Source organism: Candidatus Reidiella endopervernicosa (assembly GCF_013343005.1).
GTDB lineage: Bacteria > Pseudomonadota > Gammaproteobacteria.
Window position 1 is genome coordinate 641,145 of the sequence record NZ_CP054491.1, and the last position, 18,860, is coordinate 660,004.

The window sequence follows — 18,860 nt, forward strand, 5'->3', positions numbered from 1 at the left end:
GGGCTATTACAGGTCGTACTCTTCGGCGCGCTTGGCGCTGCCACTTACCTTCTCAACGGGGTAACGTGATTCGTTGATTTCCACCTTTCGCCAGGCGGCCTTGAGCAGGTCGATGTCGAGTCGTTCAGCGGTGCGGATCAGGTAGATCAGAATGTCGGCCAGTTCGAGTGAGACCTCCTCGTGCTTCTCCTCGGAGAGGTTGTAGCTCTGCTCTTCAGAGAGCCACTGGAAGTGTTCGACCAGTTCGGCGGCCTCGGCAATCAACGCCATTGAGAGATTCTTGGGCGAATGGAACTGTTCCCAGTCACGATCGCGGGCGAAGCGGGTCAGGCGCTCGTTGAGCTGTTCAATGGAGTCGTTATTGGTATTCGTATCAGTCATATCGATGTTTTTCGCTCATTATGGGTATTAATTGATCTAATGAGCGTGTTAAGACCGGGGTTTGCAGGCGTAGGGCCAGATCACCTTGGTCTCTACCGGGACCGTCTCACCTGTGGTGAGGCGGTAGGGGATCGTGACCTTTTTCTCACCGCGAGGTAGATCGGCCAGCGCTCTGGAGTCGAAGGGTTCTCCGCGATAGAGGGCCATCAGATCGAGCCACTTTCCCTGGTCGGGAATAAAGCTCCTACGTTTTTCGTACCGATCATTGGGGCTGGTAAAGAGTGCGAGATGGAGGTGGGAGTGGCCGCTGGCGCCGTAGTAACCCCCCGTGGTGCCGGTGGTACCGGTATTGCCGACCGTGTCGCCCATGTTGAGTCGATCCCCCACCTTGTAGTCGGGCAGTTGCTGGAGGTGTTTGTACTGTGAGTAGCTCCAGAGCGGTAGGCCGGTCTGTTCCGGCGAGTGCTGCAGGATCAGCGCAAGGCCACCGATATTGGCACCCTCGCTCACTTCAACCACGGTACCAGCGGCAACGGCCAGGATCGGTGTTCCCTCCGGTATTGGTATATCGCTACCGCTGTGGTGACCGTGAAAGAAACGTTGTGAACGTCGGCTACCATCACCACGGGTTGTGGCTGCAAAGGGTGAGTCGATATCGGGGCAGTCGGCGTTGGCGGGATAGATCGGTTTCAAGCCCGTCTCAACCAGGCCACCCGCTTTAATCTGACTGTAGCTGGAACCCATCGGGCTGAAGGGGTGATTGATCTCCATCTTTTTGCCGCCCTCTTCGGAACGGAACTTGCCCTTCATGCCACCACCGCCGCCGAAGGGTTTGAAGCCGGTGAGTAGCAGTGCACTAATAATAAGGAGAAGGGTGGTTGATCGTCTGCCCATGCGAAATCCTGTTTGCCTGAGTGAATTGGAGTCGACTATTACCCACACGCGCCTCTGTTTCAATCGTTGGCCGAGTGGTGCAGCTTTTTAAGAGCGGTCTAATTTGCTAATATTCGCGCCCATTTGCTGTTATCTAGAACCCATCTGAGGCCTTCCGATGATTTTCAATTTCGAGTGCACCGAACACGGCTGCCCCAAGAACGATATTCTCTCCGGCCTGACCGTCGCCCTGGCGCTGGTCCCGGAAGCGGTCGCTTTTGCATTCGTCGCCGGTGTTGAGCCGCTGGTGGGCCTCTACGCGGCCTTCATGGTTGGGCTGATTACCGCCATCATCGGCGGCCGTCCTGGCATGATCTCAGGTGCTACCGGTGCACTGGCCGTGGTGATGGTCGCGCTGGTGGCGCAGCACGGTGTTGAGTACCTCTTCGCCGCCGTGGTGTTGATGGGCCTGATTCAGATTGGCGTCGGTATACTCCGACTCGGTAAGTTTATTCGTATCGTTCCCCACCCGGTCATGCTCGGCTTTGTTAATGGCCTGGCGATTGTCATCTTCCTCGCCCAGCTTGAGAGCTTCCAGGTCAAGGACGCAGCGGGTGTGTCGTCCTGGCTTGAGGGGGAGATGCTCTGGTTAATGCTGGGTCTGGTGGCACTGACCATGGCGATCATCCAATATCTGCCGAAGTTGACCAAGGCGGTTCCCTCGTCACTGGCAGCGATCATCGTGGTCTCACTGATCGTAATCGGCTTCGGGCTGGAGAGTCGCACCGTCGGTGACATGGCATCGATTGCAGGTGGGCTGCCCGAGTTCCACATCCCGATGGTTCCCTTCACCCTTGAGACACTCTGGATCATCCTCCCCTACTCGGTGATCTTTGCTGCCATCGGCCTGATCGAGTCACTGCTGACCCTGACCCTGATCGACGAGCTGACCGAGACCCGCGGTCGCGGCAACAAGGAGTGTGTCGGACAGGGCGCGGCCAATCTCGCCACCGGTTTCTTCGGCGGTATGGGCGGTTGCGCGATGATCGGCCAGAGCATGATCAACATTAACTCCGGTGGTCGTGGCCGCCTCTCTGGTATCACCGCCGCCATCTCGCTGCTGATATTTATCCTCTTCGCCTCTGGCCTGATTGAGATGATCCCGCTGGCAGCGCTGGTGGGCGTCATGTTCATGGTGGTCATCGGCACCTTCGAGTGGTCGAGCTTCCGTATCATGGGCAAGATTCCACGCGCCGATGCCTTCATCATTATTCTGGTTTCGGGCGTCACCGTGGCGACCGACCTGGCGATTGCGGTCGTGGTTGGTGTCATCGTCTCAGCGCTGGTCTTTGCCTGGGAGCACGCCAAGCACATTCGTGCGGAGATCACCGAGGGGGCGATGGGCTCCAAGATCTACGATCTGCACGGTCCGCTCTTCTTCGCCTCGGTGAAGAACTTCCAGGACCTGTTCGATCCGAAAAACGATCCCGATGACGTGGTGGTGGAGTTTAAGAATTCCAAGGTAATGGATCACTCCGCGATTGAGGCGATCGATACCCTCGCCGAGCGTTACATGAATGCCGAGAAGCGCCTCCACCTGCGACACCTCAGTGCCGAGTGTCAGATGCTATTGAGCAAGGCGGGTGATCTGGTTGAGGTCAACGTGATCGAAGATCCGAAATACCACGTAGCGGATGATCGCCTCGCCTGAGGCTGTCTCAATACAGAGAGGCCTGACTACTCCTGCTTGGGATTAGATCGCAGGCGACGTCGTTCAGAGTTCTCACCCCAGGTATAGGGAATCTCGAGCGCATCGTGTTGCAGGCGATAGTGGTCGGGGTCTTCGTAGTTGTAAGGACGGGTTGGGAAGTTGAGCATGATGGCATCAGTGGTGCCGAGGTTATGCATACCATGCCAGACGCCGGGTGGGATGAGCAGGAAGGCGGGGCGCGCATCGCCAGCAATATGTTCCTGCAGCGTTCCATGAGTCGGACTATCTTCACGGCCATCAAAAAGTACAATCTTCAAATGTCCCTGGCTGACGAAGAGTCGATCGACGGCGAGCTTATGGCAGCTCCAGGCACCAATCGCACCGGGAAAGAGGCGCGACTGGTAGATCTGAGCGACAGGAACACCACTGGGATCCCACTCGGGTCGGAAGATCTCGGTCAGCACACCGTGGTCGCGCGGCACGTGCAGCACTTCCTTGGCAATAACCCCCTCTATCGGCTTTGAGAACTTCTGCCAATCTGAAGTGATCATTTGCATATCTTTGACGGCTGAGTCAAACATGGTGCTACTCCCGTTTTGATGATTGTCTGGGATTCAGATCCTTATAGATCTGAGACTGCTCAATGAGATTGAGTGGTCTCCCAAAAATCTTGCTGAGTTTGTTAAGGAGGCGGAGTTTAAAAAAAGATTGATAGCGCCGCCGCTTAAATTGTAGAGCGAGCGATTTTAACTTCTCGCCGTTTGAATCGATCTGGCTAAGTTCGATGTAACACTTGGCGAGCTCAACGGCCTCGAGTTCAGGCTCGCTGCTGATACGATCGTACCAATAGTGCTGCTCATCACAGCTTCTAAGTTTATAGACATTCCTTCTACAGGCAGCAGGTATCTTAAGTGCAGAGAGCCGGGGCACATTAACAAATTTCTTTCCCGCATCTGCAGCGCGTTGAATCAGTTCGGAGTCGGGGCTTTGCTTGAGCTCTCTGTGCAGTCGCCACGCGCCAATATCATCAATCAGTGAGCGTCGGTGTAACACGGAGGATGGTGGAATCCACATGCCCGTGATGTAGGAGACAGAGATTGGGAGTAGATGGTGCAGCCCCTCTTTCTCAGCAATAGAGAGTGTCAGAGTGTAACTCAGGTCGAAGCCCGTTTCGAGCGCATCAACGGAAGACTGTAGATGATGCGGAAACCAGAGGTCATCGTGTCCAAGGTAGGCGATATACTTTCCACGTGCGTTGGAGATACCGATATTGTTGGGTTCCGCTTGATGGCCGTGGTTGTGATCGAGACCGATCCATTTAACCCGTGGATCATCGAACCCTTCAACAACGGCCTGAGAATCATCGGTACAGCCGTCTCCTACTACCAGAACCTCAAAGTCGGTAAAGGTTTGGCTCAATACAGAGCTGATCGCGTAGGCAAGCGCATTGCTACGATTGTAGGTGGCGATGACAACAGAGACGAGAGGTGGCTGGCTCATGGTGTTTTCGTGTGTCGGTGAGTGATCTGTTTATAGTAACCGGAAACAGTGGTGAGCAGCAGTGGAGAAAACGATGGCTACTAGGTCGTGCAAATAGCGAGCATCAAGATTCAATGGAATATGAAACGATCGTTAAAGAGATGAGAGCGTTTTGAAAAAGATAGTGGCAAAACTCAGAGAGAGTTTCTTTAAGCACTGCTTAACCCGACGATATATCAGTGATCGTTTTTATGAGTATCACGGCTATGCGCTGAATCTGAAAAACCCACGAACGCTCTCCGAAAAGCTTCACTGGATAAAAGCCAACCACGATCTAAGGCAACTATCGCGCTATGTCGATAAAGAGAAGGTCAGGACCTTTGTGGAAGAACGGGTGGGTTCAGAGTTGTTAGTGCCGGTGATCGGTCTCTATGATCGCTTCGAGGAGATCGATTTTGATACGTTGCCCAGCAGCTTCATGTTAAAGACAACCCACGGTAGCGGTTGGAATATCGAGGTAAAGTGTAAAGAGACGATTGACTGGCCTGCTACGGGTAGATGAGTGAACGCATGGCTAAAACGCTGTTACGACTCAAAGATTAGGGGCGAGGGTCAGTACCGAGGTATCAAGGGCCGCATCATCATCGAGAAGTATCTACGAGAAGAGGAGACTGATTTTCTCGATTACAGGATCTACTGTTTTTCAGGAGAGCCATTGCTTTTCCACGTAAGTATCGATGGCCCCGGTGGTGACTACTACCGTATCTATAACACTGAGTGGAAAGAGATCCCGAAAACGGATCTTGAGGCAGACCGAAAGACGCCGAAGATTGAGAGACCAGACAACCTGGGTGAGCTGTTAGAGATAAGTCGAAAATTATCCCAGGATTTTCCCTTTGTGCGAGTCGACCTATACGGCGTGCTTGGGAAAATCTACTTTAGTGAATTGACCTTCACGCCGAGCAACGGTTTGATTGTGCCAGATCCGGTCAAAATTGATCGGTTATTAGGGGATGCGCTCGATTTGGGTCTCTATAAGAGTGTCTAAGACGTTCAGCAAGCGATGAAATCTATTTTTGATAATCGGTCGGTTTTTCAAGATCGAAGATGGAGCCTGAAATTTCATCAACCTTTAGTGCCATCAGTGCTTGTGCATCATAAACACCACGATTGTAAAAATATGAACCGATCTCAGTAGCAAAAAAGTCGATAAGAAATTCGGCCTCAAAACCACCGATCTCCTGATCGAGCTCCTCCCTGAAATAGAGCTTCACCTTCTGCGCTATCTGCTGCTTCTCTTCTGGAGAAAATTTAATCTCACTCACAGGAGTCTCGATATGGTTGTTTAAAATACTCAGATCACTTTACCATATTGTTGGTGTTCGACTAATCCTCATCACCAGGCATGTCACGGTACGCTACTTCGCCGACCTCGAAGCCTGTAATATTCAGTGATGCCAGAAAGTTGTGATAGCCATCAAGGGAATCGTAGGGGCCATGAATTCCTTGCATCGCTGTCCACTTGTCACCAGTTCCGAAATCCATAATGTAGAGTTTTTTATTGTAGTTAAACGCCGTAACCCAGTGGTGCGGTGGTCCGTCATTGTTCCATATAAAGCCCCATCGAGCATTGTGGGCAGGATCTATTTTATTGAGGCTTTTCAGAGCGAAGTTAGCAGAGTCACCGCAGTGGTCGGGAGGCAGTTTCTCAAAGATCTTTTAGTCTCCTCCTCGGTGATAATGGGGGCCTCTTCGAGTATTGCGTCCAGTTTCATGAGTATCATCCCTAGTGTGCTCGGCTGTTTTAACGAACTGGATATCCATTTCAACCAGTAACCGATATACATAATTATTGTTATGAAATAGAGAAATACTGTTCACACAATGTCGGTGATAAGCCATCAGCCAAAGGTATGAATTTGATGTTGTCTAGAGGGTGTGCCGATGTGAGATGAGCGGTGGGAGTAGAGTGTAATAGTGAGGAGTATGGAAATTCTCTGTTTGTTTGTCAGCGTGTTTGCTTAACGCTAATCGTGGTTAGAACACAGTGTTATCCAATAATAGAATTAATTGTGTTCTAAACCCGATTTAATTGCACAAGAAAGTAACAACAAAAACTAAGTTTCATCTGATCCCACTTATCGATGGCTTGTTAAACCTAGCGATCCAGCTCAGGCGACCGTTACCGCAGAGCGACTAAAAGAGCGGCGCGGCAGTGGGTCGACCTGAAGCGCCGTGTTAGGCATGACTTCATTGACTTAAAATCCTTTTCGATAAATCTGGGTCTATCTGTGGTGGTTCCTCAGGCGCTACCTGAGGGCCAACAAGAACACATTTTCCGCCTTACACTCAGACTTACTAAACTTCTGAAATCTACAATCCCGGGCAATCTCGTTGGTCATGACAGAATTCCGCCACAGATTTTCATACCGCTTAGCCGTTTTCACAGTCTCTGAGAGCAGCTCTTTATCATTTGTTGATATTGCGAATTCATAATTTAATATAGCGCAATCAGCCCACCCTAATGTTAACGATGAGCAATCTTTATTCACACTACAACTCGCCTTGTTCGATAGCTCATTCAATTTACTTAACAGGCTTTTGCATTTTATCAGCCACGGAAATAAATGGCTGAGAAAATAATAAAGCAGCTATGAGTAACCTCATTTATATTTGCCTAACTATTAGATTGCATATGTGTCATTCGCCTATGTATTTCCCATTGGTAGATATTATAAAATCAGTACTAATTGGCGCAAATGCTCTTAACCCACCATCATCTATAGAGAAGAATCGGTACCAGAGAGCAATTGTTTATTATATTAAAGTGTATTGCTCTCTGGCCCGGTTTTTCTTAAATGCTCCTCACAGCTATCAACGACATGATCTACCAAAACAGATAGCGACCCTGATTCATAAGTTACTATAGGTAAAACCCATTGATATTTCTTGAAGTGTTCAAACATACCATATTCTTCGCTTGATGATTCTAGAATTGGCTGAACTGGAACAGAAGGCAAGTGAGGAATAATTGCTGTTAATTCTTGAGGTATGCTTCGTGGATCAGATAGATCAGCGACAATAAATTTAGATAGCGTTGCTAGGGTTATGACAGTTTCGGTAATGTCACGGGTTGCTGGCACTTCAAAATCAAATAACACGGCCAAGTAACCATGTTGATCTAATTGATCTTTTATATCGTCAAGAACTTTCGCTGACCGCCATGGAGAGCGAAGTGAGGGCGGTTAGTCCCCGATAGTCGACGCCGTCTGCCTATTCGTAGTTGAGAGCGCGAGCGAACGACGGAGAAGATGCAGCAGCGGCTTTATGTCGGCGAAGAGTCACTGGAGGAGTTGTGTAGAGCCGCGAAGAGGTGATTACGCAACGAACGCAGGACGTCGGGGCGCCGCAGGCATAAACGGTCGCGTGAAGTTTTTGCTGTTTGCTTGGGCTTGGGTGCCCAAAACAAACTTTCGCAAAATAGCGACTCCCCGGTTTCCTCTCTGGAGTAAACCTTCCCAATATAAGCACAACCTTAGAGGTAATTGTTTCGATTACTTGGCGAAGATTCTTGCTATTTACTAAAAGAGATATGAATTGCGCAAGCTCTATTGTTGAGCTGTAATTGATCTATGGACTCGTAAATAGCAATATTGGCTTGTTTGCATCCATCAAGTTTTAAATCCCAAGCTGAAACTCCATGGGCACATGCACCATCAATTTGTGCATTTGTGAAGTCGGTTTTACTAAACTCATGTTGCTTAGATTTGTACCAAGCAGAATTGAACCAGTAAAGTTTGTTTCTTCTGCGCTACAGTAGGAAAGGTCAGTGTTGGTGAAGTTGCAATCAATAAAATTGGCTGAACCAATCTTAGAAACGTTTAATTCAGAACCGCTGAAGTTACACCTCAAACAATACGAATCTACTAAATCGGAAAAATGAAAGTAACAGCCGGAAAAGTCACACTCAATGAAAGTGCTATTTCTCATCGAAACTCGATTCATGTTTGTCTGCGAAAAGTTGTAACCTTGAAATTCAGGGAGGTCGTAAAACCCATCTCCAGGACAAACAGACACAAAGTCAATATCGCCAAGATCCACGTTATGACCTTCATTAGTGTTGCGCCATCGGTTCCATGCGTCAGCACCAGAATTCAGCATTTCTATGCATTTATCAGTTGGCAAGATAGTTACCTAGTGAATCTAACGATTGAATTAAACCGCACCGCTTTTGGCGTCGGTTTGAATGACTGGTTAGGCGTTTTGTCAAACCTTAGCCAAATATCTGCCACCCAGATTTTAGGAGTGCCTTTGGTGTTTATCGTATATTTCTCAAATTCTACTATTGTGCTCACATAACCACCCTTTTGTAGCTCGGTCTCGATTTCTTGGAATAGCTGGGTTGTTTTAAAGGCTGCTGAAAAACTTTTAATTAAAGGACGCAACGTAGGATTATGTAAATTACCTGACGAAGCTAGTGCTTTCTCGAGTTCATTAGGAATTTTTCTTTTGTAATAAGAAATAAGTTCTCTATTTGATATTTCTGAAAATTCACCGAGAATACGGACAGCAACTGAGTCCTTTTCAATTTCTATTTCCTTGAGTATTTGAGAAAATGCTTTTCCTTTTCCTAATCCATATTGTAGCTGTACAAAGAAATACTTTTCGCGTGTTTCGGTAGTGCTGAGCTGAAACTGTTCAGCAGTAGCGGTCACAGAAAAGAGATATAAGGCTATGAGATATAAAAGTTTCTTCATTTTCTTCGCCTAACTATTATTAGACACCCTAAAAGCTCCATTACAAACGGAGCATTTAGGGTGAAAGAATCGGTACCAGAGAGCAATTGTTTATTATATTAGAGTGTATTGCTCTCTGCCCCGGTTTTTCCTAATGAAACAAGCCTATATGCAGAGTGCATATGCCAACTTGGTAAATAATTCGTTGAATATACATAAACCATAAACAACCCAACACATACAGCCGTGACGGATGTTGTTTCTAGTGTTGGGAGCTTTTGTTTGCTCAGTATTAACCCTAACGTTTCAGCTAAACCGACCGCTGGAGCGGTGCATGTTTTGTGCGATCTGCACAATAAATGTGCCGCGGAGGTGGGTCGGATGAAGCACCTTGTTATGCATTGTTGTCCTTGCACTTGTTTCTAAATAGCTCGATAGGTAAGTCCCCAAGTCCTCGTATACGATCACCAGAATAAGTCATAGACATTCTCGTAATTGCCGGAGATCCAGTAAAGAAAATAACAATTCCATCTCCATAGCTTGTATTTTCGCTTGGATAATAACTAGAAGAATGATACTCATCTCCAATGTCGTAATAAATGGTGATGTCATCATCCTTCTTTAAAAACTCCGTTATTATTGCTTTCATTTGTCCGTCAGGAGCAGGCTCGTACTTTGCTATTGCTATAGCACTAGACTGACTAATTTGTTCATCTATTCCTAGCTCGTGGAATGGGGTTGTCGGTGCCCTGGCTACGGGTGGTTTGTGGAGTATAGATGACCTGTTCTCTGGAACAATTGCTATTGGCTGTTGTTCGTTAAGTTGCTCTATCTGTGAGTTTATAATTATCGGCTGAATCAGATAAGCAGCTACGCACCATAAAGCAATAAATGAGATGGCAAATCCACTGCCAAACACAAGCCCATCAGTAAACTTTTTGATCATGTATCTTCCTTTATGCATAACGCCAGTAATAAGGGGCCGAGGCGAAGCCGAGATCCCAGCAGCCCCAAAGGGGATGCGCCTTGATTTTCTTGTTATGTGTTTTCTTCATTGTTGGCTTGGGAATGGGTGGTGTTTGACAAGCCCCCATTTGCCATCTGCTTTTTCTGAGCCACGTGCTTCAAGTTCAACTAGAAGCCGCTTTGTTTCTTCCTCACTAGTTCCTACTACCGCAGAAAGAGTTTCGAGATAGCGCCATTTATCTGGGAAACGATCATCTTCAAGCATGAGCTTGAGTGTTGCCTTTCTTTTCGCATCCAGATCTTTCTGCGGCTTTTCTTTGAACTTGTGCAAGATGATATTGCCGCCAGTGTGAGCAATGAATCGACGATACCTCCAAGGATTCCGATCAGCGCTATCCAGAACTTTGTGTCGGAAACCACCTGGGTGGAAATTATTGTAGCCAGTGTCGATTCATCCATGTTTTTTCTCACATAACTATTATTAGACACCCTAAAAGCACCATTACAAACGGAGCATTTAGGGTGTATAGAAAACTTTGTTGTATGAAAACAAGGGGTTAACTCCAGAAAACGGAGCCCAAATGAAGAGGCTAAGAGAGCATCCTGTTTGATGCCGGATGTGGTTGTTTCGAGTTGGGTGGTTCTGGATGGATTCGTCTTCATTGGGCTTCCTGCCTTTTCGTTTATTGTTATAGCGCCGGTAATGCTGCCGTGATCTGTTTGCTGAGAATCTACTACGCGCCATATAAAATCAAGTGGATGTAAGAGGACTCAAGGCTGTATTACGGCAAGTAGCTCGTATGGTGTGAACCGTTTCCTAGGAAGTGATTTATCTAATTCCCGGATTGCCCTAAAGACTCGAACCTCCGGTACATCGCGCGTTGCTTCATCCGGGCTACGGTTTTATTGGTTGACCAGGTTCTGCAGGAAGTTGTTGAGATCGCCCATTGCCGTGTACTCGGCGATATCAATGCCGGCGCCCTTGAAGTTGATGGCGTCGTGGTAGGGGCTGGCGGTTTCGCCCCGCTGCTTTGTCTCTGTGCACCATTGCTTGCACCAGCTCGCTGCGCTCTCTAGCACAGGTTTCTCAGTGCTCTCTGCCAACTGTTCCATTACTTTCCAGAAACCGCTGCGTGAGAGTGGGGTGTAGATGTGAGCGATAGAAGCTACATCTCGCTTCGCCACAGCCACCTTCAAGGCTTCGCCCTGTTCAACCATCAGTGTTCGGCGGGCACGTTCGGTGTGGTCGTCGATGATGTTACGGATGGTGGTGTAGTTCTCTCCGCCGTGAAGGGCGCTGTCGCTGGTGGCTGAGATGAAGGTCTGCAGGGTGACGAGCGCGGCGACTCTCTGTGCAGCACTGTTGGTGCTCGCCTCGATCTGTTGGCAAAGTTTGTTGGTCAGTGCGGTATCGAGCGTAAGAGTGAGCGGTTCGAGAGTGTCCATAGTTAATCGGGTGAAGAGCGTAAATGTTTGAGTCCCCACCTTGCTGAGCGGGTGCCGAATATGAGCGCGATAATACCGAGGAAGAGTATCGGTAGATACCAGAATAGAAGTGATTGGTCGGGTTCTCCGATTCTGTAGATGAACGCCTCCAGACTATAGAGCACTATGAACACAATGCCGGTGACGGCCGCCAGCCCACCAATCAGAAGTGCAGTCCACGATAGCGCTCTGTTCATCGGTTCTGCTCCTGATGGTAGTCGATGAGCCTGGTTATGATTTCTCGGCGCACTGGATGCAGAGTGTGGCGGAAGGGTCGATTTCAAGTCGGTGTGGGTTGATTGATTCATCGCAGCGCAGGCAGTAACCGTAGTCGCCGCTTTCGATGCAAGCCAACGCTGCCTTGATACGTTGTAGCTCGAGGGTACGGCGTTGTTCCATCTCCTGTGAGACGGCCTGTGCCTGCATCGCGTCCATTCGAGAGAGGCGTCCGACCGCACTCTGGTCGAGTTCCACGGTGGCGGCCGCTTCATGGCCGATCTGCTCAACACTCTGCAACTCTGCCTGTCGATTAAGCAGGAGTTGGCGAAAGTGGTTGGTTGTCTTTTCGTCCATAGTGGTGTGAGTGAGGCTGTGGTTCGCAGTTATTGACACCAAGCCACTGCATGGCTTGTTTGGCATTGTCGAAGCCACGAATATCGATCGACTTGTTGGAGATGATCATCTTTGCAAAATTGATGTTTGATCGTCATCCTTGAAGAATATGGCCAGTTTCACACCCTGTGGAAATTCAGATTTGTTAAATGAGTAGGCGAATTTGGTGAAGCCGACGGCTCCGATGTCTTGGTGAATCTGACTTGAATCGATGAAGAAACGGCGGATATCTCGCTCCTGCCGAATAGTGATGCAGCGCGCCTTGGCGGCTATGCGCTCCTCCAGGGTGAGATCGCCTCTGTAGGTGATCTGGAAGTAGCGATTGTCGGGATCGATGAACTCTTCGTAAGGCATTATTATTTTTGTCTCATCAGCTTACTTTGGTGTGATAGTAGAAGAGGAGGTGTGGTGCTGGCAATCGGAATGTTTCAGTGATGCCCATCAAGAAGTGGTCTGAGTTGGTCGGGTGTGACGGGAAGGGTGAGCACACTGTGCAACGGTACGATCTCGTTGAGCTTGTCGACATACTGTCGCTGATCCTTCGCCACAAGCACAATCACTTTTGTATCGGGCGAGTACTTCACCAGCGAGTTAAGCAGCACATCGAGGTTGCTGATGTTGACTGCCTGGTAGTAGGTGTTAAAGCCGTAGAAGAACTCGGCGACGATGTAGTCGGGCTGGTTCTTCTTTAGCTGGCTGATCGCCTTACGCTGTGAGTTGAGCGTGATCACCTCCAGCCCCAGCTCGTGGTAGAGCGACGAGAAGTTGGGGTGGGTGGGTGATTCGACGATGGAGAAGAGTGTGTTCATCTTGATGCAGTGTAGGTGAAGGGGCCGGAGTTAATGCCGACTCCGGCACCTGCCTCCTGCTAGCCCTCGATGCCCTGGCTGCTCAGGTACTCGTCGTAATTTCCACGGAAGTCGACGATGCCATCGGGGGTCATTTCGAGAATGCGGGTGGCGAGTGAGGAGACGAACTCACGATCGTGGCTGACGAAGAGCAGTGTGCCGGGGTAGTTCTCCAGTGCCAGGTTGAGTGATTCGATCGACTCCATGTCGAGGTGGTTGGTCGGCTCATCCATCAACATGATGTTGGGTTTCTGCAGGATCAGCTTGCCGAATAACATGCGGCCCTGCTCACCACCGGAGATCACCTTCACCGACTTGTCGATCTCCTTCTGCGAGAAGAGCAGGCGGCCAAGGGTGCCGCGAATCACCTGCTCGTCATCACCCTCGCGTCCCCATAGCCCCATCCAGTCGATCAGGCTCATGTCGTTGGCGAAATCGTCGGAATGATCCTGACCGAAGTAACCGATGTTGGAGTTCTCCGACCACTTCACATGTCCGTCGTCGGGCTCGAGATCATTAAAGAGGGTGCGTAGCAAGGTGGTCTTGCCGATACCGTTGGGACCGATAATGGCGATGCGTTCACCGACCTCAACACTCATGTCGAAATCCTTGAGCAGCGGCCCTTCATCGTAGCCCTTGGTGAGACCCTCAACCTCGAAGGCGAGACGGTAGAGCTTCTTCTCCTGCTCAAAGCGGATGAAGGGGTTTACGCGGCTGGAGGGTTTCACATCCTCGAGCTGGATCTTATCGATCTGCTTGGCACGCGAGGTCGCCTGTTTTGCCTTCGAGGCGTTGGCAGAGAAGCGGCTGACAAACGATTGCAGCTCGGCAATCTGCGCCTTCTTCTTGGCATTATCGGAGAGCAGACGATCACGGGCCTGGGTTGAGGCGGTCATGTACTCGTCGTAGTTGCCGGGGTAGATGCGCAGCTCACCGTAGTCGAGATCGGCCATGTGGGTGCAGACGCTGTTCAGGAAGTGGCGGTCATGCGAGATGATGATCATGGTCGAGTTGCGTGAGTTGATAACTCCCTCGAGCCAACGGATGGCGTTGATATCGAGGTTATTGGTCGGCTCATCGAGCAGCAGGATATCGGGATCGGCGAAGAGCGCCTGTACCAGCAGCACACGCAGCTTCCAACCGGGAGCGACGGCGCTCATCGGGCCGTTGTGCTGCTCAAGTGGAATGCCCACACCGAGCAGCAGCTCACCGGCTCGCGATTCAGCGGTGTAGCCATCAAGCTCGGCAAACTCCACCTCCAGCTCGGCGACCTTCATCCCCTCTTCCTCGCTCATCTCAGGCAGGGAGTAGATGCGGTCGCGCTCCTCTTTCACTGCCCATAGCTCTTTGTGGCCCATGATCACGGTATCGATCACCGTGTGCTCCTCAAAGGCAAACTGATCCTGGCCCAGTTTGCCGAGACGCTCATTGGGGTCGTAGCTGATGTTTCCGGCACTCGACTCCAGCTCCCCGGTGAGGATCTTCATAAAGGTCGACTTGCCGCAGCCGTTAGCGCCGATCAGGCCGTAGCGGTTGCCCTCGCCGAATTTGACCGAGATGTTTTCAAAGAGGGGCTTGGGCCCGAACTGCATGGTGATATTGGCTGTGGTGATCAAGGTGTTGTTCCAGTCTGTCTGTTGCGGGTGGTAACGGTGCGCAATCGAAGCGACGCGACGCCGGGAATAAAATCGGCGGCCATTCTCTCACACCTTGGCGGATGACGGCAGAGTAACGCAGTGATCTTGCCGCTTAGCGACAGATCACCCTCTGTCTGATTGACTAGATCGAATGTTCGTTATAGTATCGATCCATGAGTGAAACGAAGCTGACAACCCGAGAGCGGATCCTCGCCGCAGCGCTTGAGTTATTTAGTGAGCGTGGTTATTTCAATACTGCCGTGCCCGATATTGTGAAGGCGTCGGGTGTGAGTACCGGTTCGATCTACCACCACTTCAAGGATAAGGAGGGAGTGGCAAGGGCGCTGTTTAGTGACTTATTGGCGCAGATGGACGATAAGTTGGCGCATATCGATGCCAATAACGAGGGTGCTGAGGCGCAGTGTCGTGCCGTTGTAGCGCTGCTGTTCCAGATGGCGAGCGAACAACCGCGAGTAATGGCCTTCATGCTCTCGGCCCGTCACCGCGAGTTCATGCCCAATGAGCCGCCGATCTGCTCATCACGACCCTTCAACAAGATGCGCGAACTGGTGGCCAGTGGCATCGAAGAGGGCGTGGTGCGATCGGGTGACCCGATGGTGCTCTCGGCAATGCTGTTTGGCGGACCGCTGCGAATGATCTCGCTGCATCTGGACGGCATCCTGGAGCGACCGTTGGCGGAGTACCTCGATGAGTCCTGGCAGAGTGCGTGGCGGGCAGTCGCCGTATGAGAGGTGTAAAGAGTGGGTGAATTAGCAGAGATGACAGACGCGCAGGAGCAGTGGTGTTTTGGCTGCGTCTTCTATCCGCAGAACCTGCCCCGCTTCGCCTATGGCGATGAGGATTGGGTCGAGTTGCAGCAGATGGCGTGCGCCTACGAGTGCGTACCGGGTGAGGTGGATTGCCTCTCATTCAGAAAAACGAGCTGTTCGGTGGTCGACCTGCAGCCGGTGGCGAAGTGAGATGAGGTTACAAGATATGGTTAAGACAAAGTTTGTAGTGATGCTGTTTGCGCTGTTGATGATGGCGATTCCCTTTGCACAGGCGGCAAAAATCGACGATGCGGCGGCGCTTGCTGAGATGAAGACGGGCAAAGGGGTCTTTCTGGTCGACATCGGCGATGCAAAGAAGCTCGCCTTCTACCTCGATGTGATTCGCGGTACCCACGCGGGGATGGTCAAGCAGGGGGTAGAGCCCGACTTCATCCTCGTCTACATCGGCCCGAGCGTGAAGTATCTCACCAGCCAGCCGAATGAGGATGACTACTTTGACAACAACGTTAGCTACGACAAGATTGCCGAGAACGTTGCTGAGCTGGGTAAGCTGGGCGTTCGTCAGGAGATCTGTGCGGTGGCTACCCGTGTGTTTGGGGTGAAGAATGAGACGGTACTACCGGCGTTAACCCTGGTGGGTGATGGTTTTATCTCACTGATCGGCTGGCAGGCACAGGGGTATCATCTCGTCCCCGTGTTTTAACGGGCACTGAAGATGCCTTAGCTACCGAGCGAAAGGAACGGCATCACTGAGAGGTAGAGAACCAGCAAGATACCGGCAAGATAGAGTATGAACTTCATCGGATCGTCGATGATAAGGTCAATTAGACGCCGTTGACGTCCCTCGCTACGCAGCTGCTGATACTCGGCTTGCATCTGTTCACCCCGTTCAACCTCGTAGTCGGCGATCAGTGATTTTGCCTTTTCTACGACGTCACCATCATGGGTCCAGATACCGGGCATCGAGATACCCCAGTTACCGGCAGATGTCTCGTAGAAGTCGATGGCGTGTTCGTGCAGCAGACGACGGATATCCTCCGCCTCATCCTCGGGAACACCGCGAAGTCTGAAGAGTAGGTGGGGCATGGTGAGTAGTCGCGTGCCCGATCAGGCGACGCGGTTGTGCTCCTGACCCTTGACCAACGCATTGATCGTCTCAATCACGCTGTCACAGATCTGCTGTGATTCGGCAGAATTGGCCGGGTCGAGTCCTGGTACGTTACAGATTTTGATGCCGCGCGCCTGAGCCGTTTCGATATCGATGTGGTCGAACTTCTCACCGGCAGCGATGATCATCTTCAGCTTGAACGCCTTATCGATCGTCTCTTTATCAACAGGAGTCGAGACCGAAACGATCACATCACCGCGCCAGCAGCGCTCGGAGGTCTCTTCACTGGGGGTATGGGTGTACTGCAGCCAGCCAAATTTTGGCAGGTCGACCTCGGGAAAGTCGGGTTCGCCGGCGAGCTGGTCGCTATCGAGCATTACAATGTTCATGGATAGAGCCTGTATCGGATTGAGCCGCCATTATAGGGGGGGCTGAGGCTGGAAAGACAGTCAATCAACGCTGAATAGGCGCGTAATGTGTGTGGTCTTTTCTCATTGTAGTGACAAATCATTTATCATTGCCGCCGCTCCTGAGGGCTTTGGATTTTTTTGTGCAGAGTGCGTTGGCACTCGAGGTGGTTATCGATATGCGTCTATTTTTCAGATATTTCTTCAAGCTGGTTCACCTGATCGTCGGCCCAATGCTACTTGCCTGGGACTGGGCGACGACGCCGAAGGGCATCGACCGTGAGCGGGAGCAGCAGCAGCGCATCGACGAAGAGACGCAAAACTTTACCCTCTACCAGTTTCGTACCTGTCCCTTCTGTATTAAGGTGCGCCGGGCGATTAAGCGCCTCTCGCTTAATATCGATCAGTGCGATGCACAGCGCAATGGCCCCTGCCGCGAGGCGTTGCTTGAGGGCGGCGGCGCGGTGAAGGTGCCGTGCCTGAAGATTGCACGTGCAGATGGCACCACCGAATGGCTCTACGAGTCGAACGATATTATCGCCTATCTGCAGCAGAACTACGCCTGATCACGGCCATAGCCGGTGGCGACCGAGGCGTGTGATGTCCTGATAGTCGGTGCCAGCGCCTCGGGCCTGATGTGCGCTATCGAAGCGGGTAAACGCGGCCGTTCGGTGGTGGTGCTTGATCACTCGGCCAAGCCGGGTAACAAGATTCGCATGGCCGGTGGCGGACGCTGCAACTTCACCAACTACGATGTCTCGGCCGATAATTATCTCTCGCACAATCCTCACTTCTGCAAATCGGCGCTGAGTCGCTATACCCAGTGGGATTTCATCGACCTTGTGCAACGCTACGAGATCCCCTACCACGAACGTTCCCACGGCCAGCTCTTCTGTAATGAGAGTGCCAGGGATATTCTCGAAATGCTGCTGGCCGAGTGTGATAAGGCGAGTGTCGATGTTCGACTCAAATGCACAGTGGATAATATTACTTCGCGTGCCGAGGGTGGTTTTGCGCTTCAGACCAGCAGTGGTGCGATGCAGTGTCAGTCACTGGTGATCGCAACCGGTGGTCTATCAATCCCGACCAGTGGTGCAACTCCCTTCGGCTACAAGGTTGCCGAGCAGTTCGGTCTCAAGGTGTGGCCGACCCGTGCCGGACTGGTCCCCTTCACCCTGCAGCCCGCCGACAAGGCGGAGCTCTCTACCCTGTCGGGCATTGCCGTCGATAGCGTGGTGAGCTGTCACAATCAGTCGTTCAGGGAGCAGCTGCTCTTTACCCATCGTGGTCTGAGCGGCCCGGTGATCCTGCAGATATCCTCATTCTGGAGTGCGGGTAATGAGATCGAAATCGATCTGCTACCCGATACCGATCTTGCTGCGTCATTAGAGGGGGCGCTGGTTGAACATCCACAGCAGCAGCTGAAGACCTATCTGAGTACGCATTTACCGAAACGACTGGTGGCGATTCGCCTTGGAGAAGCGTTGGCAGAGTGCCCCCTGAAGTCGCTGACGACAGCACAGATTGAAGAGACCATCAGGCGTTTTAAACAGTGGGTTATAAAACCTAATGGAACCGAGGGTTACCGTACTGCGGAAGTGACGCTCGGTGGTGTCGATTGCGATGCGCTCTCATCTAAAACGATGGTTGCACGTAAGGTCGAAGGACTCTACTTCATCGGTGAGGTGGTCGATGTCACAGGCTGGTTAGGTGGATATAACCTGCAGTGGGCCTGGTCGTCGGGCTGGTGTACCGGGCAGTATGTTTGAGTTAAAGGTTACAGGCAGTAGAAGTGGATTTTTGGTGTCTACATGTTCTGGTTAATA

Annotated in this window: 26 protein-coding genes and 1 pseudogene; 7 read left to right on the top strand and 20 right to left on the bottom strand. The window is 51.0% G+C overall.

Annotation, left to right across the window (positions count from 1 at the left end):
• Nucleotides 1-6: 6 nt before the first annotated feature.
• Nucleotides 7-381, bottom strand: coding sequence for a nucleotide pyrophosphohydrolase (locus HUE57_RS03555; protein ID WP_078484597.1), 375 nt, complete (start codon nt 379-381; stop codon nt 7-9).
• A 48-nt stretch (nt 382-429) separates the two neighbouring features.
• Nucleotides 430-1,275 (bottom strand): M23 family metallopeptidase, encoded by an 846-nt coding sequence (locus tag HUE57_RS03560; RefSeq protein ID WP_078484596.1) that lies wholly within the window; start codon nt 1,273-1,275, stop codon nt 430-432.
• A gap of 157 nt (nt 1,276-1,432) precedes the next feature.
• On the opposite strand from HUE57_RS03560, the gene HUE57_RS03565 reads away from it, so the two are divergent.
• The gene (locus tag HUE57_RS03565; RefSeq protein WP_078484595.1) at nt 1,433-2,965 is read left to right on the top strand and encodes a SulP family inorganic anion transporter; all 1,533 of its coding nucleotides are present in this window, start codon (nt 1,433-1,435) and stop codon (nt 2,963-2,965) included.
• 26 nt (nt 2,966-2,991) lie between these two features.
• On the opposite strand, the gene HUE57_RS03570 is transcribed toward HUE57_RS03565, so the two are convergent.
• Together HUE57_RS03570 and HUE57_RS03575 are read right to left on the bottom strand one after the other, a co-directional pair.
• Nucleotides 2,992-3,546, bottom strand: a complete 555-nt coding sequence (locus HUE57_RS03570; protein WP_174672724.1) for a cupin domain-containing protein — start codon at nt 3,544-3,546, stop codon at nt 2,992-2,994.
• A gap of 4 nt (nt 3,547-3,550) precedes the next feature.
• A complete protein-coding gene (locus tag HUE57_RS03575; protein ID WP_078484592.1) occupies nt 3,551-4,465 on the bottom strand; it encodes a glycosyltransferase family 2 protein in 915 nt (304 codons plus the stop codon).
• A 163-nt stretch (nt 4,466-4,628) separates the two neighbouring features.
• On the opposite strand from HUE57_RS03575, the pseudogene HUE57_RS18905 reads away from it, so the two are divergent.
• Nucleotides 4,629-5,492: pseudogene (locus HUE57_RS18905) on the top strand (ATP-grasp fold amidoligase family protein).
• A 22-nt stretch (nt 5,493-5,514) separates the two neighbouring features.
• Here the strand turns inward: HUE57_RS18905 and HUE57_RS03590 are convergent.
• From HUE57_RS03590 to HUE57_RS03650, 14 genes are all read right to left on the bottom strand, one after another.
• Nucleotides 5,515-5,769 carry a DUF2164 domain-containing protein gene (locus tag HUE57_RS03590; RefSeq protein ID WP_078484589.1) on the bottom strand — a complete coding sequence of 85 codons (255 nt, stop codon included), beginning with the start codon at nt 5,767-5,769 and terminating at the stop codon, nt 5,515-5,517.
• 61 nt (nt 5,770-5,830) lie between these two features.
• A complete protein-coding gene (locus tag HUE57_RS19535; RefSeq protein ID WP_272902010.1) occupies nt 5,831-5,956 on the bottom strand; it encodes a hypothetical protein in 126 nt (41 codons plus the stop codon).
• Nucleotides 5,957-7,266: 1,310 nt separating this feature from the next.
• Nucleotides 7,267-7,605: a hypothetical protein gene (locus HUE57_RS03595; RefSeq protein ID WP_174672725.1), complete on the bottom strand. Its 339-nt coding sequence runs from the start codon at nt 7,603-7,605 to the stop codon at nt 7,267-7,269.
• 112 nt (nt 7,606-7,717) lie between these two features.
• Nucleotides 7,718-7,966 (bottom strand): hypothetical protein, encoded by a 249-nt coding sequence (locus HUE57_RS03600; RefSeq protein ID WP_174672726.1) that lies wholly within the window; start codon nt 7,964-7,966, stop codon nt 7,718-7,720.
• Between the two features lie 156 nt (nt 7,967-8,122).
• Complete coding sequence (locus tag HUE57_RS03605; protein WP_174672727.1) at nt 8,123-8,629, bottom strand: pentapeptide repeat-containing protein; 507 nt, start codon at nt 8,627-8,629, stop codon at nt 8,123-8,125.
• Between the two features lie 5 nt (nt 8,630-8,634).
• Nucleotides 8,635-9,201, bottom strand: a complete 567-nt coding sequence (locus tag HUE57_RS03610; RefSeq protein ID WP_174672728.1) for a hypothetical protein — start codon at nt 9,199-9,201, stop codon at nt 8,635-8,637.
• Nucleotides 9,202-9,574: 373 nt separating this feature from the next.
• The gene (locus HUE57_RS03615) at nt 9,575-10,126 is read right to left on the bottom strand and encodes a hypothetical protein (protein WP_174672729.1); all 552 of its coding nucleotides are present in this window, start codon (nt 10,124-10,126) and stop codon (nt 9,575-9,577) included.
• Nucleotides 10,127-10,231: 105 nt separating this feature from the next.
• Complete coding sequence (locus HUE57_RS03620; protein ID WP_174672730.1) at nt 10,232-10,477, bottom strand: hypothetical protein; 246 nt, start codon at nt 10,475-10,477, stop codon at nt 10,232-10,234.
• A gap of 572 nt (nt 10,478-11,049) precedes the next feature.
• Nucleotides 11,050-11,592 (bottom strand): hypothetical protein, encoded by a 543-nt coding sequence (locus tag HUE57_RS03625; protein ID WP_174672731.1) that lies wholly within the window; start codon nt 11,590-11,592, stop codon nt 11,050-11,052.
• Between the two features lie 2 nt (nt 11,593-11,594).
• Entirely contained in the window at nt 11,595-11,828 is a 234-nt protein-coding gene (locus HUE57_RS03630) for a hypothetical protein (RefSeq protein WP_174672732.1), read from the bottom strand.
• A gap of 34 nt (nt 11,829-11,862) precedes the next feature.
• Nucleotides 11,863-12,204, bottom strand: a complete 342-nt coding sequence (locus tag HUE57_RS03635) for a TraR/DksA family transcriptional regulator (RefSeq protein WP_174672733.1) — start codon at nt 12,202-12,204, stop codon at nt 11,863-11,865.
• 105 nt (nt 12,205-12,309) lie between these two features.
• The gene (locus tag HUE57_RS03640) at nt 12,310-12,597 is read right to left on the bottom strand and encodes a hypothetical protein (RefSeq protein WP_174672734.1); all 288 of its coding nucleotides are present in this window, start codon (nt 12,595-12,597) and stop codon (nt 12,310-12,312) included.
• A 74-nt stretch (nt 12,598-12,671) separates the two neighbouring features.
• Nucleotides 12,672-13,052, bottom strand: a complete 381-nt coding sequence (locus HUE57_RS03645) for a hypothetical protein (protein ID WP_174672735.1) — start codon at nt 13,050-13,052, stop codon at nt 12,672-12,674.
• A 59-nt stretch (nt 13,053-13,111) separates the two neighbouring features.
• Nucleotides 13,112-14,707, bottom strand: a complete 1,596-nt coding sequence (locus HUE57_RS03650; RefSeq protein ID WP_078484369.1) for an ABC-F family ATPase — start codon at nt 14,705-14,707, stop codon at nt 13,112-13,114.
• A gap of 194 nt (nt 14,708-14,901) precedes the next feature.
• Between HUE57_RS03650 and HUE57_RS03655 the strand changes: the two genes are divergently transcribed.
• The 3 genes from HUE57_RS03655 to HUE57_RS03665 are packed head-to-tail and all read left to right on the top strand — an operon-like array spanning nt 14,902 to nt 16,222.
• On the top strand, nt 14,902-15,477 hold the full coding sequence (locus HUE57_RS03655; RefSeq protein WP_078484368.1) for a TetR/AcrR family transcriptional regulator: 576 nt from the start codon (nt 14,902-14,904) through the stop codon (nt 15,475-15,477).
• A 12-nt stretch (nt 15,478-15,489) separates the two neighbouring features.
• Nucleotides 15,490-15,708, top strand: a complete 219-nt coding sequence (locus tag HUE57_RS03660; protein WP_236860676.1) for a hypothetical protein — start codon at nt 15,490-15,492, stop codon at nt 15,706-15,708.
• Between the two features lie 16 nt (nt 15,709-15,724).
• Nucleotides 15,725-16,222, top strand: coding sequence for a DsrE family protein (locus HUE57_RS03665; RefSeq protein WP_078484366.1), 498 nt, complete (start codon nt 15,725-15,727; stop codon nt 16,220-16,222).
• 17 nt (nt 16,223-16,239) lie between these two features.
• Here the strand turns inward: HUE57_RS03665 and HUE57_RS03670 are convergent, their stop codons facing one another.
• A complete protein-coding gene (locus tag HUE57_RS03670; RefSeq protein WP_078484365.1) occupies nt 16,240-16,605 on the bottom strand; it encodes a DUF6164 family protein in 366 nt (121 codons plus the stop codon).
• Between the two features lie 21 nt (nt 16,606-16,626).
• Nucleotides 16,627-17,016, bottom strand: coding sequence for a Rossmann-fold NAD(P)-binding domain-containing protein (locus tag HUE57_RS03675; RefSeq protein ID WP_078484364.1), 390 nt, complete (start codon nt 17,014-17,016; stop codon nt 16,627-16,629).
• 161 nt (nt 17,017-17,177) lie between these two features.
• On the opposite strand from HUE57_RS03675, the gene HUE57_RS03680 reads away from it, so the two are divergent.
• Together HUE57_RS03680 and HUE57_RS03685 are read left to right on the top strand one after the other, a co-directional pair.
• The gene (locus tag HUE57_RS03680) at nt 17,178-17,600 is read left to right on the top strand and encodes a glutathione S-transferase N-terminal domain-containing protein (RefSeq protein WP_320416272.1); all 423 of its coding nucleotides are present in this window, start codon (nt 17,178-17,180) and stop codon (nt 17,598-17,600) included.
• Nucleotides 17,601-17,669: 69 nt separating this feature from the next.
• Complete coding sequence (locus HUE57_RS03685; RefSeq protein WP_078484378.1) at nt 17,670-18,803, top strand: BaiN/RdsA family NAD(P)/FAD-dependent oxidoreductase; 1,134 nt, start codon at nt 17,670-17,672, stop codon at nt 18,801-18,803.
• Nucleotides 18,804-18,860: the final 57 nt, after the last annotated feature.

What these genes read in the sequence shown, in the direction of transcription:
- HUE57_RS19535 (WP_272902010.1), bottom strand. Translation starts at nt 5,956, where the DNA reads ATGCAAGGAATTCATGGCCCCTACGATTCCCTTGATGGCTATCACAAC.
- HUE57_RS03560 (WP_078484596.1), bottom strand. Translation starts at nt 1,275, where the DNA reads ATGGGCAGACGATCAACCACCCTTCTCCTTATTATTAGTGCACTGCTA.
- HUE57_RS03675 (WP_078484364.1), bottom strand. Translation starts at nt 17,016, where the DNA reads ATGAACATTGTAATGCTCGATAGCGACCAGCTCGCCGGCGAACCCGAC.
- HUE57_RS03555 (WP_078484597.1), bottom strand. Translation starts at nt 381, where the DNA reads ATGACTGATACGAATACCAATAACGACTCCATTGAACAGCTCAACGAG.
- HUE57_RS03615 (WP_174672729.1), bottom strand. Translation starts at nt 10,126, where the DNA reads ATGATCAAAAAGTTTACTGATGGGCTTGTGTTTGGCAGTGGATTTGCC.
- HUE57_RS03625 (WP_174672731.1), bottom strand. Translation starts at nt 11,592, where the DNA reads ATGGACACTCTCGAACCGCTCACTCTTACGCTCGATACCGCACTGACC.
- HUE57_RS03685 (WP_078484378.1), top strand. Translation starts at nt 17,670, where the DNA reads ATGTGCGCTATCGAAGCGGGTAAACGCGGCCGTTCGGTGGTGGTGCTT.
- HUE57_RS03610 (WP_174672728.1), bottom strand. Translation starts at nt 9,201, where the DNA reads ATGAAGAAACTTTTATATCTCATAGCCTTATATCTCTTTTCTGTGACC.
- HUE57_RS03575 (WP_078484592.1), bottom strand. Translation starts at nt 4,465, where the DNA reads ATGAGCCAGCCACCTCTCGTCTCTGTTGTCATCGCCACCTACAATCGT.
- HUE57_RS03565 (WP_078484595.1), top strand. Translation starts at nt 1,433, where the DNA reads ATGATTTTCAATTTCGAGTGCACCGAACACGGCTGCCCCAAGAACGAT.
- HUE57_RS03670 (WP_078484365.1), bottom strand. Translation starts at nt 16,605, where the DNA reads ATGCCCCACCTACTCTTCAGACTTCGCGGTGTTCCCGAGGATGAGGCG.
- HUE57_RS03640 (WP_174672734.1), bottom strand. Translation starts at nt 12,597, where the DNA reads ATGCCTTACGAAGAGTTCATCGATCCCGACAATCGCTACTTCCAGATC.
- HUE57_RS03665 (WP_078484366.1), top strand. Translation starts at nt 15,725, where the DNA reads ATGGTTAAGACAAAGTTTGTAGTGATGCTGTTTGCGCTGTTGATGATG.
- HUE57_RS03630 (WP_174672732.1), bottom strand. Translation starts at nt 11,828, where the DNA reads ATGAACAGAGCGCTATCGTGGACTGCACTTCTGATTGGTGGGCTGGCG.
- HUE57_RS03645 (WP_174672735.1), bottom strand. Translation starts at nt 13,052, where the DNA reads ATGAACACACTCTTCTCCATCGTCGAATCACCCACCCACCCCAACTTC.
- HUE57_RS03570 (WP_174672724.1), bottom strand. Translation starts at nt 3,546, where the DNA reads ATGTTTGACTCAGCCGTCAAAGATATGCAAATGATCACTTCAGATTGG.
- HUE57_RS03635 (WP_174672733.1), bottom strand. Translation starts at nt 12,204, where the DNA reads ATGGACGAAAAGACAACCAACCACTTTCGCCAACTCCTGCTTAATCGA.
- HUE57_RS03655 (WP_078484368.1), top strand. Translation starts at nt 14,902, where the DNA reads ATGAGTGAAACGAAGCTGACAACCCGAGAGCGGATCCTCGCCGCAGCG.